We start from the raw sequence: 19,328 nt of genomic DNA, 5'->3' as shown, positions 1-19,328 counted from the left end.
CTCATCCAAAAAGGGACGCACCATGATCAGAGCCGCACTCCTGCTGCTTGCCTGCCAGGCCTGTACATCGGCCTTTGCGCAGAACTCCGCCACGTTCGTGTGTGGCGGTGTGGGCGATGCCGACCAGAAGGCCATCAAGGCACAGGCGCCGCAACATCACCTCATGCTCACGTTCGCGCTCTCCAGCGGTGCCTACCTTGCCGATGTGGACGTGCAGATCCGCGACAGCAAGGGCGCCACGGTGCTGTCCACCCGATGCGGTGGCCCCATCATGCTGGTGGACCTGCCTTCGGCCGGCACCTGGAACGTGACAGCGCAATCCAACGGCCAGACGCGGCAGAAGCAGATCACGGCAGGCTCCGGCAAACCGGTGCAGGCCACCTTCACCTGGCCCGCCGGCACTTCCTGATTCGAGGAAGGCGGCGCATGAGGACACAGCGGTGGTGTTCCACCAGATCCCGTAGGGTGGGCAACAAGTTGCCCACCCTACGATGTTGCACAGTGATGAACAACGAGCCTGCCCCGCTCCACGGCCACCCGGCGGCCGTGGAACCGTCACGAAGGCAGCGCTTGACACCCTCGCACGATCCAACTTCCATGCCACGTGAACCAGCACCTTGCCCAGCGTCCCATGGATGGCGGGTCAAGCCCGGCATGACAGGCCGCGTTCACCATTTCGGCGGAATGCGCTCTCCCGGCAACACCTCGTACGGCGGCGCGTAACCGTCGATTGCCTGGACCCGCTGCAGCCAGGCTGCGATACTGGGGAACTGCGCGGGGAGGTCGTAGCCGCTTTCTTCCTTCGGGTAGCAGAGGTAGGCGCTCATCGAGATGTCGGCGATGGTGGGTGCGTCGCCCACCATGAACTGGCGCGTGGCCAGGTGCTTGTCTGCGATCGCAAAGGCGCCGTCGATGCGGGTCTTGAGCCAGGCCATCACCGCCGGATTCGGCTCGGCCGCGCCCCAGGACTTCGTGAACCGGTACGTCGCGAAGTAGCTGGTGAACTTGTGGTTGTCGAACAGCAGCCAGCGCAGCACCTCGAGCTGCTCGTCCTCGTTGCGGCCACCGAAGGCGCCATGCTTGCGCGCCAGGTAAGTCATGATCGCGCCGGACTGCGTGAGCCTCTTTTCGCCGTCGTCGAGCACGGGCGCTTCGCCCATCTCGTTGGTCTGGTCGCGCCACGACGCTTCGCGCGTGAGGCCGTTCATGTAATCGACGAACACTGCCTCCCAGGGCTGGCGCAGCGCGCGCAGCAGGAAGGCGACTTTGAAGCTGTTGCCCGATTGGGCGAAGCAGTGCAGGCGGTACATGGGCTCCCTTGTGTTACTGCTGTTGTTGCTGTGCCGCCTGCAGCATGGCGGCCATTTTTTCGTGGATCAGGTTGACGGCCTTCAACGGCCGGATCATCACCTTGAAGTCGGTGATGCGGCCTTCGCTGTCCCACTGGATCATGTCGACGCCGTTGATGGCGATGCCGTCGATCTCGGTCGCGAACTCGAGCACCGCGTCGCGCGCGCCGGCGATCTCGCGGACATAGCGAAACGTGGGATTGAAGAAGACCTGGAACGCCGCCGCCAGGTACATCTTCGTCAGCGCCTTTCCCACCTGCGGCTTGTGCACCACAGGCGAATGGAATGTCGCGTTTTCGGCCAGCAACATGTCCAGGCCGTTTGCGTTCTGGGTTTCGACCAGGCGGTGCCAGGCGGCGAGGGTGTCGATGGGCATCAGGGTGGCTCCGGTTAGTACAGCGTGGCGCGCTGGCGCGCGGGCAAGTCGGCATCGTACTTCGCGCCGTCGATGGCTGCATCGGTGAGCGCTTCCAGCACCGCGCCCGCGGTCGGAATCGCCCTTTCGGCGGGCGGTGCCTGCCAGAGCCTGGACCGCTGGATGGCTCGCGCGCACTGAAAGAACACCGTGTCGACCTTCACCTCGATCACGCACTGCGGTGGCTTGCCGTTCATGGCAAGGCGCTGCATCAAAGCAGGGTCGGTGGTGATCGTGGCTTTGCCGTTCACACGCAGGGTTTCCCCGGCGCCGGGGATGAGGAAGATCAGCGCGACGCGTGGGTCCACCAGGATGTTGCGCAAGCTGTCGATGCGGTTGTTGCCGCGCCGCTCGGGCATCAACAATGTCTTGTCGTCTTGGACCATGACGAAGCCGGGCGGATCGCCGCGCGGCGATGCGTCCAGGCCGTCGGGGCCGGCTGTGGCCAGGATCGCGAACGGAGACGCTTCGATCATGGCGCGGTACTTCGGGTGGATGAAGTCCACTTCCTTGCGCGACGAGGCTTGGGCGACCGGGCCGAACAGCGACTGCAGCTGCTCCAGGGTACGGACGGAATGAGCGGGGTGGGGTTGGTCCATGGGGTCTCAGGTGATGGGCTGGCGCTGCTTGATCACGTAGCGCACGAAGTCGTCGGCCTCGGCGAACTGGTCGTAGAGTCGGCGCGCGCGCTCATTGTCTTCGCGAGTCATCCAGTAGAGGCGGGCCCAGCCTTCGGCGCGCATCGAGTTGCGCAGCCACTCGATCAGAGCCTTGCCGATGCCGTGGCCACGTGCCGAGGGCAGCACGAACAGGTCTTCGAGGTAGCAGACCGGCTGGATCTCCCACGTGTTTTCGTGCACGACGCAGTTGGCGAAGCCGTACACCTGGCCGTCCACTTCCGCGACGATGCACATCACGGCGGAGTCGGGGTCGAGGATGCGCTTCCAGGTGCGGGCGGTGACTTCCTCGCCGAGGTTCGCGCCGTAAAACTCGCAGTAGCCGTGCCAGAGCCCGCGCCAGGCGGCTTCGTCGCCAGGCAGGGCAGAGCGTATCGTCGTCGGGGCATCCATCGCCCGTATTGTGCCGTGGCTATAACTGCGCCGCCAGCAACACCGCCGCGTGCACCGCCTGCCGTTGCGCGCCGTCGGCGATCTGGTGGCGGCAGCTGGTGCCGTCGGCGATCACGATCGCGCCGGGGTATTTGCGCACGGCGGGCAGCAAACTCAGTTCGGCCATTTGCATCGACACGTCGTGGTGCGCGGCCTCATAGCCGAAACTGCCCGCCATGCCGCAGCAGCTCGTCTCGATCAGCTCGGGCTGCACGCCCGGGATCAGCTTGAGCACATCGACGATGGCCGGCACCGCACCGAACGCCTTCTGGTGGCAATGGCCGTGCAGCAGCACCCGCTTGTCGAGCGGACGCAGTCTCGACTTCAACGGGTCCAGCCGGCCGGCCTGTGCTTCGCGGGCGAGGAATTCCTCCAGCAGCAGCGCCTGTCCGGCAACCGTGTGGGCAGCGGCGCCCAGGCCCATGGAGAGCGTCTCGTCGCGCAGGGTCAGCAGGCAGGAGGGCTCCAGGCCGACGATGGGAATGCCCTTCTGCGCGAAGGGCAACAGCGAATCGATGACCTCACGTGCCTTGGCCTTCGCCTCTTCGACCATTCCGCTGGCCAGGTAGGTGCGGCCGCAGCACAGGTGCTTCCCGTCCGCCTGCCGCTTGGCCGCGACGTGCACCGTATAGCCCGCGGCGCGCAGCACCTTGAGCGCGGCGGCGGCGTTCGCCGATTCGAAGAAGCCATTGAAAGTGTCGACGAACAACACCACGGGCTTTGCCGCCGCCATCACCTCGTCGGCCGAGGCCGTCGCGTGTCCGGCGTTGAAGAAGTGTGCCGACTTCCATGCGGGCAGGCGGCGCTTGGCGGAGAAGCCCAGCATTTTTTCACTCAACGCCCTCAGCAAAGGGCTGCGGTTGCGCAGGTTCAACAGTCCCGCGATGCGGCTGGCGTGGCGTGCGTAGTCGGGCAACCGCGCAACGAGCTTGTCCTTGAGCGTGTAGCCATGCCTCGTCTTGTAGTGGTGCAGGAACTCCACCTTCATCTTGGCCATGTCCACGCCCGTGGGGCACTCGCGCTTGCAGCCCTTGCAGCCGACGCACAGGTCCATGGCCTCACGTACCTGTTCGCTGTCCAGCCCGTCCGGACCCAGTTGCCCGGACAGCGCCAACCGCAGCGTGTTGGCGCGGCCGCGCGTCAGATGCTGCTCGTCACGCGTCACGCGATAGCTCGGGCACATCGTGCCCGCGTCGAACTTGCGGCAGTGGCCGTTGTTGTTGCACATCTCCACCGCTTTGGCGAAACCGCCCGCCGGGTCGCCGCCCGTGCCGGGCGGGGTGGTGCGCTCAGTCACCGGATCGTTCTGCACGTCCCAGGCGCTCCAGTCGAGCGCGGTCTGCAGCGGAATGACGCGGTAGCTGGGCGGAAAGCGCATCAGGCGCGTGTCGTCCATGCGCGGCGGGTCGATGATGCGCTGCGGGCACAGCAGGTTGGCCGGATCGAACAGGGTCTTGATCTCGGCGAAGGCCTCGTTGATCTTCGGGCCGAACTGCCAGCCGATCCACTCGCCGCGGCACAAGCCGTCGCCGTGCTCGCCGCTGTACGCGCCCTTGAACTGGCGCACGAGGGCCGAGGCTTCCTCCGCGATCTCGCGCATCTTGCCCGCGCCGTCGGTGCGCATGTCGAGGATGGGCCGCACGTGCAGCGTGCCGACCGACGCGTGGGCGTACCACGTGCCGCGCGAACCGTGCCGGCGGAACACCTGCGTCAACGCGTCGGTGTATTCGGCCAGGTGCTCCAGCGGAACGGCGCAATCTTCGATGAAGCTCACGGGCTTGCCGTCGCCCTTCAGGCTCATCATGATGTTCAGGCCCGCCTTGCGCACCTCCCACAGGTTCTTCTGCGATGCCTCGTCGGTCATGCAGACGACGGAGCCGGGCAGGCCGAGGTCTCCCATCAGTTCCACCAGTTGGCGCAGCTTGCCTTCAAGGGCCGTTTTGTCCGCGCCCGAGAATTCCACCAGCAGCACCGCATCGGGCTTGCCGATGACGGCAGTGCGGATGATCGGAGCGAACGCCGGGTTCTGCAGCGACAGGTCGATCATCGTGCGGTCGACAAGCTCCACCGCCGTCAACGTGCCGTCCGCGGCGCCGGCGCCGCCTCCGTTCCCCAGCTTCACGATGTGCTGGGCGGTGTCCATCGCCTTGTAGAAGGTGGGGAAGTTCACGACGCCCAACACCTTGGCCTTCGGCAATTCCGCCAACTGCAGCGTCAGGGATTTCGTGAGCGCGAGCGTGCCTTCACTGCCGATCAGCAGGTGCGCCAGGTTGACGTCGCCGTCGGTCGTGCACGGCCGCTCGCTCTGGTTGTGGAAGATGTCGAGGTTGTAGCCGCCGACGCGGCGCATCACCTTGGGCCAGCGCTGTTCGATCTCGGGCACCAACGCCGCGGCCAGATCTCTGACGCGCCGCCCCATTTCCCGCGCCTTGCCGGTGCAGTTCTCGTAGCGCTCGAAGCTGTGCAACTCGCCATCGGCCGTCCAGGCCTTGGCGCCCAGGACGTTGTGCACCATGTTGCCGTAAGCGATGCTGCGGCTGCCGCACGAGTTGTTGCCGGCCATGCCGCCCAGCGTGGCCTGCGCGCTGGTGGACACGTCCACGGGGTACCACAGGCCGAGCTTCTTGAGCGCCAGGTTCAGGTGGTCCAGCACCATACCGGGTTCGACCTCGGCGGTGCGAGTTGCCGGGTCGAAATGCACGATGCTGCGCACGTGCTTGGAATGGTCGATCACGAGCCCGGCGCCCACCGTCTGGCCGCACTGGCTGGTGCCGCCGCCGCGTGGGACGATGGGCACGCGCAGGTCGCGGCAGATGTCCAGCGCGGTCTTCACTTCGTCGCTGCCGCGCGGCACGAAGACGCCGACGGGCATCACCTGGTAGATCGAGGCGTCGGTCGCGTAGCGGCCCCGGTCAGCGGCGGAGAACAAGACCTGGCCCCGAGTTTCCGCCGCCAGGCGCTGCGCCAGCCGGCCCGCCACCTCGTTGCTGGCATGCGCGACGGTGTCGTAGGGGTTGCCCGGAACATCGCGGGCCACCTTGAGAGGCAGGGGCGCGTTCATCGTGCCTTCTCCCCCGGCATATCGCCAGTGCCGTTGCGCAACTGCTCCAGCACCACGTCGAGCTTGTTCTTCAGGTGGCTTGCCAGCACCGCACGCATGGCGCCGGCATCGCGCGCGGTCAGCGCTTCGATCATCTGGTCGTGCTCGCGCATCGCGGACTTCCACTTCTCCTCGTTCTGGTTGGAGCGGAAGCGCAGCGCCTGCAGCCGCGCATTGACGCGGTCATAGGTGGCGCTGAGCACAGGGTTCTTGGCAGCCGCGTTGATGGCGCTGTGGATGAGTGCGTTCAGGCGGTAGTAGTTCGACAGGTCGCGCCGCGTGTAGGCGGCCAGCATCTCGAAATGCATCGCGCGGATCTCGGCCAGTTCGGCGTCGGTGATGCGCTGCGCCGCCAGTTCGCCCGACTGCCCCTCCAGCCCCGCCATCACCTCGAAAGTGTTGCGCACGTCGTCTTCGGTCAGCTGCACCGCGATCGCTCCGCGGTTGGGCAACAACTCCACCAGGCCCTCGGCGGCCAACATCTTGATCGCTTCGCGCAGGGGCGTGCGGGACACGTCTAGCGCCTCGCACAGCTCGCGCTCATTGAGCTTGGCACCCGGCGCGATGCGGCCTTCCACCAGCATCTGGCGCAGCCGGCGCGTGACCTGCTCGTGCAGGTTCGCGCGCGGGATGGAAATGATTTCAGCAGTCATGCCGGTATTTTGTATTCAAAAAGAAGGCCCGTCAAATTCACTCTTCAGTAGGGAATAGCTTGACATTTGCATTTTGTATGCAAAAAATGGCGACCTTGCAACTTGGACCCGCACCATGCTGACGCTCGATTTCCATCCCACCGGCCGGCACTTCCTGCAGATTCCCGGCCCGTCCCCCGTGCCCGACCGCATCCTGCGTGCGATGAGCCTGCCCACCATCGACCATCGTGGTCCGGAATTCGGCGTGCTCGGTCTGCGCGTGCTCAAGGGCATCGCGCAGATCTTCCAGACCCGGCACCCGGTCATCATCTATCCGGCGTCCGGCACCGGCGCATGGGAAGCGGCGCTCGCGAACGTGATGAGCCCCGGCGACCCCGTGCTGATGTACGAGACCGGCCATTTCGCGTCGCTATGGATCAAGATGGCGGCCCGCCTGGGCTTGAAGCCCGAAGTGCTCACGCTGACCGGCAAGGACGACAGGCTGCCCGACGCAGCGGGCTGGCGCCGCGGCGTGCAGGCCGACATGATCGAAGCGCGCCTGAAAGCCGACACGCAGCACGCCATCAAGGCGGTGTGCGTGGTGCACAACGAAACATCGACCGGCGTCACCAGCAACATCGCTGCCGTGCGAAAGGCCATCGATGCGGCGAAGCATCCGGCCCTGTTGTTGGTCGACACCATCTCGGGCCTGGCCTCTGCCGACTACAAGCACGACGAATGGGGCGTGGACGTGACCATCAGCGGCTCGCAGAAGGGCCTGATGCTGCCGCCCGGCATCAGCTTCAACGCGGTGTCGCCCAAGGCCATCGAGGCGAGCAAGACCGCGAAGCTGCCCAAGGCGTTCTGGGCCTGGGACGAAATCATCGAGATGAACAAGACGGGCTATTGGCCCTACACGCCCAACACCAACCTGCTGTACGGCCTGGCGGAGGCTTGCGACATGCTGCTCGCGCCCGAGAACGGCGGCCTGGAGGGCACGTTCGCGCGGCATGTGCGTTGGGGCGAGGGCGTTCGTTCGGCGGTGCGAGCCTGGGGTCTCGAAATCCAGTGCGCCGACCCGGCCGTGTATTCGCCGGTGCTGACGGGCGTGATGGTGCCGGACGGCGTGGACGCCGACGCGGTGCGCCGCCTCATCTACGAGCGCTTCGACTGTTCGCTGGGCACCGGCCTGGGCAAGGTCAAGGGCCGCATGTTCCGCATCGGCCACCTCGGCGACTGCAACGACCTCACGCTGATGGGCGCACTGGCCGGCTGCGAGATGGGCTTGAAGCTCGCGGGCGTGAAGCTCGCGGGGTCGGGTGTGCAGGCGGCGATGGACTTCTTTGCCGGGCATCCGGCGCCGGTCGCCTTGCAAAAGGCGGCTTAACCCCAAGGACGGGCGTCCCGAAGGGACCCCGTTTTCTCCTTGTCCGGAGGACATATGCAACGAAGAACCTTCACCATCGCCACCGCGGCGACGCTCGCCGCTCCCATGCTTTTCGCCCAGACACTGCCGCCGGGGCCGGTGCGCATCATCGTCGGCTTCGCGCCCGGCGGAGGCACCGACATCCTTGCGCGCGTCATCGGGCAGAAGCTCGGCGACATGTGGAAAACGCAGGTCATCGTCGAGAACAAGGCGGGCGCCTCGGGCACCATCGCGGCCGACTACGTGGCCAAGCAGCCCGGCGACGGCAACACGCTGTTGATGGCGCACATCAATAGCCAGGCCATCACGCCCGGCCTGCAGAAAGTGAACTACGACCCGGCCAAGGACTTCGCTCCGATCATCCTCGTGGGCGTGACGCCCAACCTGCTGATTTGCAACGAGAGCCAGCCCGCCAAGACCGTCAAGGACATCGTCGAGCTGTGCCGCGCCAACCCGGGCAAGGTGAGCTTCGGCTCGGCCGGCACCGGCAGCGCGCAACACCTGGCGCTGGAAATGTTCATGCTGGCCGCCAAGGTCAAGGCGATCCACGTGCCCTACAAGGGATCGGGCCCGATGCTCACCGACCTGATCGGCGGCACCATCCAGTACAGCTTCGACACGATGACGGCCGCGACGCCTCACGTGAAGAGCGGCAAGGCGATCGCCATCGCGCAGACGCGCCAGCAGCGCGTGCCGGCGTATCCGAACGTGCCAACGATGGCCGAGTCGGGCTTCCCCGGGTTCGAGGCGACGACGTGGTACGGCCTGGCGGGGCCGGCGAAGATGCCCCCCGCGATGGCCAAGCGCATGAACGAGGACATCAACAAGGTGATGCAGATGCCCGACGTGATGGAGAAGCTTGCGGCGTCCGGTGCGCAAGACGGCGGTGGCACCCCGGAGAAGTTCGGCGAGTTCATGCATGCCGAACAGATCAAGTGGGCGAAGATCATCAAGGACGGCGGGGTCAAGGGCGAAGCTTGACCGGCACGTCACATGAACAAGCTTCCTTTGGAGGGCGTTCGCGTCCTCGACATCAGCCAGGTGATGGCGGGACCCTACGCCTGCATGTTGCTGGCCGACCTGGGTGCGGACGTGATCAAGATCGAGCCGCCGGGTGCGGGCGACCAGACGCGCGGCTCCATGGGGTTCAAGATGAAGGGGCCCGACAGCATGGGCTTCCTCAACATGAACCGCAACAAGCGCAGCGTCACGCTCAACCTCAAGAGCAAAGCCGGGCGCGAACTGTTGCTGCGCATGGCGAAGGACGCCGACATCCTGGTCGAAAACTACCGTCCCGGCGCGATGAAGCGGCTGGGCCTGGGGTACGAAGATCTGAAGGCGGTGAACCCGAAGCTCGTGTACACGAGCATCTCGGGCTTCGGCCAAACGGGCCCCTGGGCCGACCGGCCGGGCTTCGACCTGATGGCGCAGGCGATGTCGGGCGTGATGAGTGTCACCGGCTATCCGGGTGGCCCGCCGGTGAAGGCCGGTGTCCCCGTTGCCGACATCGGCTGCGCGCTATTCGCGGTCTATGCCACGCTGGCTGCCTACATCGGCGTGAAGGCGGGCGGGCAGGGGCAGTACGTCGACGCATCGCTCTTCGACTCGGCGCTCGCGTTTTCGGTGTGGGACATCTGCGACTACTGGGGTACGGGCAAGCCGCCCGAGCCGCTGGGCACCTCCAACAAGATGACGGCGCCGTACCAGGCGATGGCTTCGTCGGACGGCTACTTCGTGATGGGCGCCAATAACCAGAAGCTCTGGGACAAGCTCTGCACGCTGATGGACCGCAAGGAGCTGCTGGCCGATGAGCGCTTCTCGACCATTTCACTGCGCTTGGCCAACCGCCACGCGCTCGAAGTGGAACTTGAGAAGTCCTTCCGCCAGAAGCCCAAGGACTACTGGGTAGAAACGCTGCTCGAAGCGGGCATCCCGGCCGGGCCGATCCTCAGCTACCCGGAGGCGTTCGAAGGCGAGCACGGCACCGCTCGCCACATGAAGATGGAGATCGACCACCCGATCGAGGGCAAGGTGCCCAACATCGGCTTCGCGGTCAAGCTGTCGGGCACGCCGCAGCAGGTGCGCCGGCATCCGCCGCTCCTGGGTGAGCACAACAGCGAGGTGCTGGCGGAACTCGGCATCGGCGATGAAGAGCGTGCCCAGCTGGAGGCGCAAGGCGCGTTCGCGGCATGAGCGAGGCAGCTGTGCGTCTTTCGATCGATGGCGCGATTGCGTCGATCGTGTTCGACCGTCCCGCGGCGCGCAACGCGATGACGTGGACGATGTACGAGCAGCTCGCGGCAATCTGCGATCGCCTGCGCAACGAGCCCACTGTTCGCGTTGCGTGTTTGCGCGGCGCTGGCGGCGAAGCGTTCGTGGCGGGAACCGACATCGAGCAGTTCAAGGTCTTCCAAGGCGGGCAGGACGGCGTTGCCTACGAGGAGCGTATCGACGAAGGGATCGGGCGCCTCGAAGCGCTGCCCATCCCGACGCTGGCCGTGATCGAAGGCTGGTGCGTGGGCGGCGGGCTGGCGATTGCTACGGCCTGCGACATCCGGATCGGCACACCCACGGCGCGTTTGGGGGTGCCGATCGCCAAGACGCTTGGCAATTGCCTGTCGATGGCGAATATCGCGAGGCTGGTGGCCGCATTCGGAAAGCCCCGCGTGCAGCGCATGCTGGTCGGTGCCGAGATTCTCACGGCCGAGGAGGCAAGAGGCTGCGGCTACCTCGCTGACGTGGTCGAGCCGGATGCGCTGGACAGCGCGGCCGCGGACCTGTGCCGACGGCTCGCTTCGTTCGCGCCCGTGACCCAAGCAGTCACCAAGGAAGCGCTGCGTCGCCTGGTGTTGCGGGACTTGCCTGATGCACAAGACCTGATCGTGCGCGCCTACGGCAGCGAGGATTTCCGCGAAGGCGTGACAGCGTTCTCCGAAAAGCGCGGCCCCGCTTGGCGCGGCCGTTGATCCTGAAGCCGGTGGCGTCCTACATGGGCGACACCTGCTGCTGCATAACATGGGCTGATCATGAATACGCCCTTGCCCAAGCCTGAAGACCTGTCGCAATCCGCCGCGGGTGAAGAAGACCCGGGGGCGGCCATGGACGTGGTGGCCGTTGCGCCGAGTGCGGAGAAGAAGCCGTGTTCCGAATGCGGCGGAACGGGCCGCCGCGCCGGGAACGAATGCCCGGCTTGCAGAGGCACGGGCACAGTGGGCGGCCGCACCAAGGCTGCCTGATCCGCGGCTCGGCTTCTGAGCCTGGTCAGCCGAGCTTCAGGCCGAGGCGGCTGAACGCCTCGCCGCCCAGTTCGGTGACGCGCACCACGCGGCTGTGTTTTTGCCGCTCGATCCAGTCCGCGCCCCTGCAATGTTCCGCGAACGCCGCGCCGAGCGCACCGCCCAGGTGGTCGCGACGCTCGGACCAGTCGAGGCAGCGGCAGGCGAACTGGCGACGGCGGTTGCGCGTTGCTTCGACGTCGAGGCCGAGCAGCGCCAATGCTTTCTCGCCTTTGGCGGTGAGTTCCAGCTGCTTTGCGTCGGTGCCCGCATCCTTCACCCAGCTCTTGCGCAGCATCGCCGCCAGCAGTGCCGTGCCCAAACTTCCGGCCAGGTGGTCGTAGCAGTAACGTGCGGCGCGGATCGGCTCGGGTGCCTTCGCGGCCGCCGCAGTCTTGCGCGGCGGTGCCACACGCATGAGCGATTCGACGAGCTGCGCGACATGTTCCGACGCGAAGCGGAAGTACTTGTGGCGGCCTTGCGATGCGGACTCCAGCAGGCCGTCTTCGAGCAAGCGCTTCAGATGCTCGACAAGTGGGGCGTTGCTGCCGACACTTGGGTCCAGACAACTTCGATACCCACTTCATGATTCCAAGAGATCCCGTCGCCGCGGCCACACATGCCGATCCGTACCCGTATTACGCGCGCCTGCGGCGGGAAAGCCCGGTGGGCTACGACTCCGGCTTGGGCTTGTGGGTCGCAGCCACCGCCGATGCGGTGCAAGCCGCATTGGCGCATCCGGCGCTGCGCGTGCGCCCGGCGGCTGAGCCGGTGCCGAAGGCGCTGGTGGGCACGCCGGTGGGCGAAGTGTTTGCCCGGCTGGTTCGGATGAATGACGGTGAGTTTCACGCACGGCACAGGCCGGATGTGCAGCGGGCTGCAGCGCGGTTCACGTTGGCAGACGTGGCCGGGGCGGCGGAGGAGGCGGTGCGTGACCTGGCGCCACGTGTCAATGCCAATGCCTTCCTCAGCGCGGTACCGGTGCAGAGCATCGCACGGCTGCTCGGCGTGCCGCCGGCATCGCTGGATCGCACCGTCGCCTGCGTCGAGGCGTTTGTGCAAGGCATCGGTGCAAATGCAAGCGGGCAGATGATTGCACTCGCGAACGACGCCGTGGCGGAACTGGTGGCGCAAGGCGAAGCGCAGGGCCTGGACCCGGTGCGTTCGGCCAACCGGATCGCGCTGATGCAGCAATCGCTCGACGCGACAGCCGGCTTGATCGGCAACACGGTGCTGTCCCTGCGGCGCCGGCCGGAAGTGCTGGCGCCCGGTGCGCGACCCGAAGAGTGGCGGGCCGTCGTCTCCGAAGTCGCGCGCTGGGACCCGCCTGTGCAGAACACACGGCGTTTTGCGGCAACCGACCTGGTGCTGGCTGGCGAGACCATCACGCAAGGGCAGGGCGTCTTGGTGCTGCTGGCCAGCGCCAACCGCGACCCGGGACTGAACAACGATCCCGATGCCTTCGATGCCCACCGCGCCGTTCGCCGCGGACTGGGCTTTGGTGCCGGTGCGCATGCTTGCCCCGGGGAGTCGATCGCCGTCGAGATTGCCGCGGCTGCGCTGCGAACACTCGTCGCCTCCGCCGGGCTCGGTTTGTTTGCTGAGCACACAGGCTACCGGCCGTTGCCCAACGCCCGAATTCCGACTTTTTCAGCGGTCAGTTGAGGTTTGAAATCGTCGTTGCGGGCTCGATCCCGCAATCCGGGCCGAAGCAAGTCTTTTTGATGAGTGTGATGCGCATCACAAGAAGTGCATCCGTAAGACCTATACTCCGCAATGGCAGAGCTGGGTGCATTTGCTCTGATATCCCAGACACATCCCTTTTCTTCAGGAGTTTTGAATGGCAATCACCGTAGCAATGCGTACAGAAGTCTCTCAGCTGTACGTCGCCCTGTTTGGGCGTGCACCCGACAGCGAGGGCCTGGGTTTCTGGGTCTCGCAGCGCAACAGCGGTCAGTCGATGACGCAGATCGCGGACGCCATGTTCGCGACGGCGCCCGCCCGCGCTTACTTCCCCACCTGGATGACCAACCAGGAAATCATCGGTTCGTTCTACTCGAACGTTCTGGGCCGCACGGCTGACGCCGAAGGCCTGGCCTTCTGGACCGGCAAGCTCAACGCCGCCGGTGCAACCCCCGGTTCCGTCATCACCGAAATGATCACGGCCATCGCCAACTACAACGGCACCGATCCGGACGGCCTGGCAAGCGCGGCCCTGTTCAACAACAAGGTCGAAGTCGCCCAGTACTACGCTGAAGACGGCGGCACCGCCGGCAACGCCACCATCGTCCTGGCTGACGTCACCGCCGACCCGGCCACCGTCGACGCAGCCATCGCCGACATCGATGCAGGCACCGTGGGTGAATCGCCCGACACGCCCCAGTCCATCTTCCTGGAAGTGGGCCAAGACGTGAAGGCCGGCGGCGACGCCAACGACACCTTCACCTCCTTCGTGGTGCAGAACTCCCTGGGCCACCAGGTCAACACGCTGGGCTCTGGCGACGTCCTGGCCGGCGGCGCCGGCACCGACGCGCTGAATGCCAAGGTCACTGCAGGCGTCTTCGCCGGCAGCGCAGGCGGCCTCCTGGGCTCGCAGACCATGCCCATCCAGCCGATGACCACCGGCATCGAGAACGTGAAGATCGAAGCCGTCAACTCCGGCATCGGCATCATGGGCCTGAACATCCCCGGCCTGGGCGAACTCGGCAACCTCGGCCTGGGTGAGACCAACGTCTACATCAACGCCAAGGACATGCTGGGCGTGGACATGATCGGTTCCTGGCACTCCGATGCCAACCTGGTCATCCAGAACATGACGACCCAAGACAACACCGGCACCGCCCGTGAGTTGTCCGACCTCACGGTCGTGATGGGCTACACCGGCAACCGTGACTCGCATTGGGCCGAGTCCGACCTGTCCGTCTACTTCGACCAGGACTACCTGAACCCGTCGATCGTGCGCACCCGTCCCAGCATCGACATCCGTCTGATGAACGAAGACGCGTACGACGAAACCGTCAACACCGCCGACTTCCGTCCGCTGACCGGTGTTTACGTCGCTGAGTTGAACTTCACGCTCAACGGCGTGAGCTACGACCTCGACGAAATCATCGACGAAGACTTCAACAACGGTGGCACCGACATCGAGACGTACGACGAGCTGCTGGCCGCAATCCAGGACGCCCTCGTGGTCCTGAAGGCCGCCAACCCGGGCGACCTGGCCCTGCAATCCGTCACGGCCGAATTCGGCGCCGACTTCCTGTCGGACATCAGCCCCTCCACCGGCATGCAACGCGTTGGCCAAAGCGTCACGCTGAGCGTTGAAGGCACCACGGGCGGCGTCGCCAACACGCTGATCGTCGGTGAAGACGACCTGCAGCTGCTCAAGGCGAACAACTCGCCGATCAACCCCGACACCGGCCTGCCGATCGGTAACTCCAACCGCTACGAGCGCGCTGATGCCACCCCGTCCGATCAAAGCCAAGAGCTGCGCATCAACGTCGAACTCGAGAAGGTCGGCCTGGCAGGTGACGGCGGCGGTCTGCTCATCGGCAGCATGTACAAGGACGGCCAGAACCAGTGGACCGACCAGTACGCCGGCAAGGGCATCGACATTTTCGACGTCACGGTTTCCGGCGCAGCCGACAAGCCGAGCTCGCTGTCTTACATGCACTCCACGGGCAACAACCTGCGCGAAGTCTATGTCGACACCAATGCAGCCCAGACCGGCAGCTACGCCGACCTGACCATCGGCAACCAGAACTCCCCCTTCCTGAGCCTGCCTGACTCGATGGAACTGGGCGACGTGGTGGATCCGAGCTGGCGCAACCAGGGTGCTCTGAAGGACGTGCGTATTTTCGACGCAAGCGGCCTGAAGGGTGACCTGACGCTGTACGCGGGCCTGACGAACGACGTGACCGAAAAGTACATGACGCTGGTGGACGAAGCCAATGACGCGCCTGAACTGGACAACGTCGAGTTCGTGTACACCGGCGGTACGGGCAACGACTACATCAACCTGTGGCTGAGCGACTACAACCTGGCCAAGGCCGGTTCCACGACCCGCGAAGACTTCGAACTGACCATCAACGGCGGCGCCGGCAACGACGAAATCGTGACACGAATCGGCGACGGCGCCGCAACCTTCCAGATCGAACAACAGGCCGCGATTGTCATTGGCCCCACCTTCGAGAATTGGTACCTGAACAGCGCGATCAACGCCAACCTGAACATCAACGGCGATGCAGGCGACGACACGATCCGCACGCTGGCCAGCGGCAACTGGGTGATCGACGGCGGCTCCGGCAACGACGCCATCTACCTCGACAACACCGGTGGCGAGGACGTTTTCTCTATCTTCCCGCCCCCCTTCGGCGATGACTCGGTGAGCGTGCTGGCCACCAGCGACGTGTTCAACGACGGCAAGGCGACCTGGGTGTTCAACTCGGTCAACACCGAGGTCAATGACCTGCTGTCGGAAAACGGCGCCAGCGTCTCGGCCGTCAATGCCGAACTGACCGTGAACTTCATGGGTTACAGCAAGAAGGTTGCGATCGCCGACAGCGTGGGCAAGCTCGCCAACGTCGCGATCACCGACCTGCACATCAACCAGGCGATCAAGCTGGCCATCAATTCCGACCCGGTGCTGAGCAAGCTGCTGGTGGCGGAAGACGGCCCGGCCCACACCCTGATCGTGCGTTCGCTGATCGACGGCCAGATGAACGACGGCTGGGCTGACTACGGCATCGATTCGCTGACCACCAACGCGGTCGACCAGCTGACGGTCCGCTTCTCCACCGCTTCCCTGACGGCTGCTCAGACGAACCCGGCCCTGGTGCTGTTCTCGGCTGCTGCTCTCCCGACCGGCGCGCTGCTGGACGGCTACAACCCGACGACGGACGCGACGTACGGTTCGGACGAAAGCATCATCCTTGACGGCGCCGACAGCGACAACGTGGCCGACAACGAGGTCGAAGGCGGCACGGGCAACGACGTCATCGTGCTGGCCACCGGCATCTGGAGCAACGACACGCTGGTGTACAACGGCTTTGCCAACGGCACCGACAGCATCGTCAACTTCCAGGACAACTACTTTCCGGGCGGCCAATACCAGACCGGCTCGGGCGGTGTCCGTGAGGCAATCACGGTCACCTTCAGCGACTCGGATGGCAGCCCGGCTGCTCAGACGATCATCTTCGACGGCAAGACCGTCACCTTGGCTGCCCCGGCGGTCATGGGTGTCATCCCCGCCGAAGACGTCGCGTTCCAGTTCTACCAGCAGTGGACGGCGAGCAACGGCTCGGCCAACTGGGAATTTGATGGTCCGTTCACGCCGGGTGTCAGCACCTCGGTCAGCCTCGTGGCCAAGCTGTACGGGGACGTCACGCCCAATATGGCACCCGCGGACTTCACGGGTACCTACTTCGGCGCCGCGAACGGCAACGGTACGGTGCTGGTCGGCACAATCTCGGAGGGTGTTGACCCCGTGGTGCCGGGCACGTTCTCCAACTTCATCGTCGACTTCGACACGGCTGGTACGGCTGCTGCTGCTGCTGGTGCTTTCGTCTTCGACGGTGTGAACACCCCGTATCTGGCTGGCGACGGCTCGGTGACCCTGGCTGCGACGCTGGTAGCAAACGCAGCGGCCTTTGCGGTTGCTGGCTGGTCGGTTTCTCTGTCGGGTGACGGCACGGCTGTTGCGTTCCAGTCGACCGTGGTTGGCGACGAGCCGATCGGCACCGCCGCTGACTTTGACCTGGGTACCAACAACATCGTTGGCACTGTGGCAGGCACGGTTGGTGTGGACGCCACGCCTGGTGAGCTGGTGGTGATTCCGCCTGGCGAGGCACCCAACTTCGACTATATCGACTTCACGTCGTACGATGTCACGGGCGTTGTGATCAACGACAGCAACCAGGTCAACGACATCCGCGGCAGCGAAGCCAATGGCATCGTCGGCACGGCGAACGGCGTGGCAACCCGCTGGATCACCATGACCGAAAGCACAACGAACGACGGCGTGTACACCATCAGCCTGGTGACGTCGACGGTGGCCGGCGCTGCTGACGACACGGTCCAGCTGATCGGTGTGGCCGACTTCGGCTACGAGAAGGACTTCACCGACGACACCTTCTTCCTGTAAAGGCAAGACGGCTCCCCGGTTCGCCGGGGTGACACGCACAAGGCCCCCGCTCTGGCAACAGGTGGGGGCTTTTTCTTGTCATCCCGACTCGTCAAAGGCAGATCCATTTCATGTTTGACTACATCCGTTCTCGCAACCGGGCAGCAGTGGTCTTCATGATTTCGCTGGCCGTGTTTGTGCCGGCGCTTGTCATGCCGCGGTCGGGTGAGGATCTCGTGGTCAGGAAGATGATCCTGTTCCTGAGTCTCGGCGCCATGTTGATCAGTGGGGTGTGGCTGATCGTTCGGTGGGACGAAGCGAGGCGGCTGATGCGCCTTCGCTCCGGCGAGGGCGTGCTCGCGCGATGGATGATCGATCCGGCGCGATGGGCGTGGTTTCGTCATCACAGCAACGAGTGGGACAAGCTGGAAAACGTGCGCCCCAACGATGCCGACCTCGCACAACCTCCTGGCCAGGCCGGTATCGAAGTCGTCGTCACCCGAGACGGCATCCTGATCGGCGAGGACTTCCGGCCATTGGAGAAGGATGTCGGGATCACCGTCCGCGCCGATTGGATCGAGTTTTATCAGATCATCCCCAAGGCCGATGGTCCGCCGCTGCACATGGTATTGCGCCTTCCACTTCAGCCGGGTAGCGAGAGCCTCGCCGCAGAAGTCCAGCAGGCCTATCAACGTGCGTACCATGCTGCAAAGTCGAGCCGTCACCCCGCGATTTATGTATTGTTGTTTTGCTTCGTCGGCCTGCCCGCGGTAACGCTTTTGATTTGGTACGTTGCCAAGGTCACCGGGTGGACGGAGTGAATGTGCTCAACGCGCCTGTAAGGTCGACTACTGGTCAGCACGTTCGTATATTTCAGTTTCCCGCGCGATTGCAGCCGCTTGGGGGAGTATCCAGAGGAAGAGTGCTGCGCAATTCATCTGTTTGTCTATCCTGGCCATCTCGTGCTGGTGCCGCAGTCTGCCTTGCGAGTCGAGTTCAAGGCTGAGTGAGCTGCTCCGCCGGCCCGGCATCCGTAGACAACGCATCGTCACACCGCACAGGCACTCGCCGCACCCCGTCTTCCCCCGCAATAGCCTCGATCTCGATCAGCGGCCTTTGCCATTCCACGCCGCCGAAGATCGATGCGAACGCGGCATCGGCCGCGTCGCGGCCGGTGGCCAGCCGGATGAAGCCCATGGGGATGGCCGTGCCGGAAGGATCGAACAGGTACCAGCGGTGCCCGACATACGCCTCCACATACGCATGGAAGTCCGGTGGCCCCAGGTTCGGGTCGGCGCCGTAGTCGATGCCGGTCGCGAACCGCGCCGGAATGTTCACCGCGCGGCACAGCGCAATCATCAGGTGCGCGAAGTCGCGGCACACCCCCTGTTTGGTGACGAGCGTGTCGCACGCGGATGTGTTGCCGTCGGAGGTGTTCGACAGAAAGGCGACATGCGCCAGTACCCAGTCATGGATGGCCTGTACGCGCTGGTAGCCCTGGCTCAGGTGCCCGAACTCCGCGAACGCGACGCGCTGCAACCGGTCCGATTCGCAATAGCGGCTCGGGTAGAGATAAGGCAACACCGGGGCGGGCAGTTCGCTGATCCAGACCTCGCCGAGCGACGCGGGCGCCGCGCGGTGATGCGCCAAGTCGACCACGGTTTCGCAGACAACCCGCAGAGGGCCTTCGTTGGCACGCAAGCGCAGGTACTGCGCCTGGCTCACCGGGTCGACGTAGGTGTGGGTCTGAACTGGCGGGCTGATCTCCAGCCGCTCCGACACGATGCGCTGGTGCGGCGTGCGGGTCGCCTGGACGTTGAAGACGAAGTCGCAGGCGGCGGAGCGCACGTCATAGCGCAGGTCCGCCTTGTAGCGAAGGCGGATGGGGGCGTGGGGAAGAT

General features: G+C 65.1%; 17 protein-coding genes. 9 read left to right on the top strand and 8 right to left on the bottom strand.

The window, feature by feature from the left end; genetic code table 11:
* The first annotated feature begins 22 nt into the window (after window positions 1-22).
* Window positions 23-409 carry a carboxypeptidase regulatory-like domain-containing protein gene (locus EEB15_RS13900; protein ID WP_141510471.1) on the top strand — a complete coding sequence of 129 codons (387 nt, stop codon included), beginning with the start codon at window positions 23-25 and terminating at the stop codon, window positions 407-409.
* 259 nt (window positions 410-668) lie between these two features.
* Here the strand turns inward: EEB15_RS13900 and EEB15_RS13895 are convergent, their stop codons facing one another.
* The 6 genes from EEB15_RS13895 to EEB15_RS13870 are packed head-to-tail and all read right to left on the bottom strand — an operon-like array spanning window position 669 to window position 6,626.
* Window positions 669-1,310 (bottom strand): glutathione S-transferase family protein, encoded by a 642-nt coding sequence (locus tag EEB15_RS13895; protein WP_141510470.1) that lies wholly within the window; start codon window positions 1,308-1,310, stop codon window positions 669-671.
* A 13-nt stretch (window positions 1,311-1,323) separates the two neighbouring features.
* On the bottom strand, window positions 1,324-1,725 hold the full coding sequence (locus EEB15_RS13890; RefSeq protein WP_141510469.1) for a nuclear transport factor 2 family protein: 402 nt from the start codon (window positions 1,723-1,725) through the stop codon (window positions 1,324-1,326).
* A gap of 14 nt (window positions 1,726-1,739) precedes the next feature.
* Entirely contained in the window at window positions 1,740-2,363 is a 624-nt protein-coding gene (locus EEB15_RS13885; protein WP_141510468.1) for a pyridoxamine 5'-phosphate oxidase family protein, read from the bottom strand.
* 6 nt (window positions 2,364-2,369) lie between these two features.
* Window positions 2,370-2,834 carry a GNAT family N-acetyltransferase gene (locus EEB15_RS13880; RefSeq protein ID WP_141510467.1) on the bottom strand — a complete coding sequence of 155 codons (465 nt, stop codon included), beginning with the start codon at window positions 2,832-2,834 and terminating at the stop codon, window positions 2,370-2,372.
* Between the two features lie 19 nt (window positions 2,835-2,853).
* Window positions 2,854-5,934, bottom strand: a complete 3,081-nt coding sequence (locus EEB15_RS13875; RefSeq protein WP_141510466.1) for an FAD-binding and (Fe-S)-binding domain-containing protein — start codon at window positions 5,932-5,934, stop codon at window positions 2,854-2,856.
* On the bottom strand, window positions 5,931-6,626 hold the full coding sequence (locus EEB15_RS13870) for a GntR family transcriptional regulator (RefSeq protein WP_141510465.1): 696 nt from the start codon (window positions 6,624-6,626) through the stop codon (window positions 5,931-5,933). Before EEB15_RS13870 ends, EEB15_RS13875 begins: the two co-directional genes overlap by 4 nt.
* Window positions 6,627-6,741: 115 nt before the next feature.
* Here EEB15_RS13870 and EEB15_RS13865 point away from each other — a divergent pair, with 115 nt between their 5' ends.
* The 5 genes from EEB15_RS13865 to EEB15_RS13845 are packed head-to-tail and all read left to right on the top strand — an operon-like array spanning window position 6,742 to window position 11,267.
* Complete coding sequence (locus EEB15_RS13865) at window positions 6,742-7,992, top strand: alanine--glyoxylate aminotransferase family protein (RefSeq protein WP_141510464.1); 1,251 nt, start codon at window positions 6,742-6,744, stop codon at window positions 7,990-7,992.
* A gap of 54 nt (window positions 7,993-8,046) precedes the next feature.
* Window positions 8,047-9,012 (top strand): tripartite tricarboxylate transporter substrate binding protein, encoded by a 966-nt coding sequence (locus tag EEB15_RS13860; protein WP_141510463.1) that lies wholly within the window; start codon window positions 8,047-8,049, stop codon window positions 9,010-9,012.
* A 12-nt stretch (window positions 9,013-9,024) separates the two neighbouring features.
* On the top strand, window positions 9,025-10,224 hold the full coding sequence (locus EEB15_RS13855) for a CaiB/BaiF CoA-transferase family protein (protein WP_141510462.1): 1,200 nt from the start codon (window positions 9,025-9,027) through the stop codon (window positions 10,222-10,224).
* Complete coding sequence (locus EEB15_RS13850) at window positions 10,221-10,997, top strand: enoyl-CoA hydratase/isomerase family protein (RefSeq protein ID WP_141510461.1); 777 nt, start codon at window positions 10,221-10,223, stop codon at window positions 10,995-10,997. The genes EEB15_RS13855 and EEB15_RS13850 overlap by 4 nt, the downstream gene beginning before the upstream one ends.
* Before the next feature lie 60 nt (window positions 10,998-11,057).
* Window positions 11,058-11,267 (top strand): hypothetical protein, encoded by a 210-nt coding sequence (locus EEB15_RS13845; RefSeq protein WP_141510460.1) that lies wholly within the window; start codon window positions 11,058-11,060, stop codon window positions 11,265-11,267.
* A gap of 25 nt (window positions 11,268-11,292) precedes the next feature.
* On the opposite strand, the gene EEB15_RS13840 is transcribed toward EEB15_RS13845, so the two are convergent.
* A complete protein-coding gene (locus tag EEB15_RS13840) occupies window positions 11,293-11,820 on the bottom strand; it encodes a transcriptional regulator (RefSeq protein WP_141510459.1) in 528 nt (175 codons plus the stop codon).
* 71 nt (window positions 11,821-11,891) lie between these two features.
* Here EEB15_RS13840 and EEB15_RS13835 point away from each other — a divergent pair, with 71 nt between their 5' ends.
* The 3 genes from EEB15_RS13835 to EEB15_RS13825 all read left to right on the top strand — a co-directional run bounded on the left by EEB15_RS13835 (window position 11,892) and on the right by EEB15_RS13825 (window position 18,248).
* On the top strand, window positions 11,892-12,971 hold the full coding sequence (locus EEB15_RS13835) for a cytochrome P450 (RefSeq protein WP_158290104.1): 1,080 nt from the start codon (window positions 11,892-11,894) through the stop codon (window positions 12,969-12,971).
* A gap of 175 nt (window positions 12,972-13,146) precedes the next feature.
* A complete protein-coding gene (locus tag EEB15_RS13830) occupies window positions 13,147-17,448 on the top strand; it encodes a DUF4214 domain-containing protein (RefSeq protein WP_141510457.1) in 4,302 nt (1,433 codons plus the stop codon).
* A 110-nt stretch (window positions 17,449-17,558) separates the two neighbouring features.
* On the top strand, window positions 17,559-18,248 hold the full coding sequence (locus EEB15_RS13825) for a hypothetical protein (RefSeq protein ID WP_141510456.1): 690 nt from the start codon (window positions 17,559-17,561) through the stop codon (window positions 18,246-18,248).
* A gap of 175 nt (window positions 18,249-18,423) precedes the next feature.
* Here the strand turns inward: EEB15_RS13825 and EEB15_RS13820 are convergent.
* On the bottom strand, window positions 18,424-19,328 hold a 905-nt coding region (locus EEB15_RS13820; protein WP_370283586.1), incomplete at its 5' end, for a transglutaminase family protein.

The sequence above is a fragment of the Ramlibacter sp. WS9 genome (assembly GCF_003797765.1).
Classification (GTDB): Bacteria; Pseudomonadota; Gammaproteobacteria; order Burkholderiales; family Burkholderiaceae_C; genus Ramlibacter.
The sequence above is the reverse complement of the archived record's forward strand: the minus strand, read 5'-3'. Positions and strand labels throughout refer to the sequence as shown.

Excerpts from the sequence above, each read along its gene's own strand:
- EEB15_RS13890 (WP_141510469.1), bottom strand. The coding sequence starts at position 1,725 with ATGCCCATCGACACCCTCGCCGCCTGGCACCGCCTGGTCGAAACCCAG.
- EEB15_RS13825 (WP_141510456.1), top strand. The coding sequence starts at position 17,559 with ATGTTTGACTACATCCGTTCTCGCAACCGGGCAGCAGTGGTCTTCATG.
- EEB15_RS13850 (WP_141510461.1), top strand. The coding sequence starts at position 10,221 with ATGAGCGAGGCAGCTGTGCGTCTTTCGATCGATGGCGCGATTGCGTCG.
- EEB15_RS13900 (WP_141510471.1), top strand. The coding sequence starts at position 23 with ATGATCAGAGCCGCACTCCTGCTGCTTGCCTGCCAGGCCTGTACATCG.
- EEB15_RS13885 (WP_141510468.1), bottom strand. The coding sequence starts at position 2,363 with ATGGACCAACCCCACCCCGCTCATTCCGTCCGTACCCTGGAGCAGCTG.
- EEB15_RS13845 (WP_141510460.1), top strand. The coding sequence starts at position 11,058 with ATGAATACGCCCTTGCCCAAGCCTGAAGACCTGTCGCAATCCGCCGCG.
- EEB15_RS13880 (WP_141510467.1), bottom strand. The coding sequence starts at position 2,834 with ATGGATGCCCCGACGACGATACGCTCTGCCCTGCCTGGCGACGAAGCC.
- EEB15_RS13855 (WP_141510462.1), top strand. The coding sequence starts at position 9,025 with ATGAACAAGCTTCCTTTGGAGGGCGTTCGCGTCCTCGACATCAGCCAG.
- EEB15_RS13870 (WP_141510465.1), bottom strand. The coding sequence starts at position 6,626 with ATGACTGCTGAAATCATTTCCATCCCGCGCGCGAACCTGCACGAGCAG.
- EEB15_RS13830 (WP_141510457.1), top strand. The coding sequence starts at position 13,147 with ATGGCAATCACCGTAGCAATGCGTACAGAAGTCTCTCAGCTGTACGTC.
- EEB15_RS13860 (WP_141510463.1), top strand. The coding sequence starts at position 8,047 with ATGCAACGAAGAACCTTCACCATCGCCACCGCGGCGACGCTCGCCGCT.
- EEB15_RS13875 (WP_141510466.1), bottom strand. The coding sequence starts at position 5,934 with ATGAACGCGCCCCTGCCTCTCAAGGTGGCCCGCGATGTTCCGGGCAAC.
- EEB15_RS13865 (WP_141510464.1), top strand. The coding sequence starts at position 6,742 with ATGCTGACGCTCGATTTCCATCCCACCGGCCGGCACTTCCTGCAGATT.
- EEB15_RS13835 (WP_158290104.1), top strand. The coding sequence starts at position 11,892 with ATGATTCCAAGAGATCCCGTCGCCGCGGCCACACATGCCGATCCGTAC.
- EEB15_RS13895 (WP_141510470.1), bottom strand. The coding sequence starts at position 1,310 with ATGTACCGCCTGCACTGCTTCGCCCAATCGGGCAACAGCTTCAAAGTC.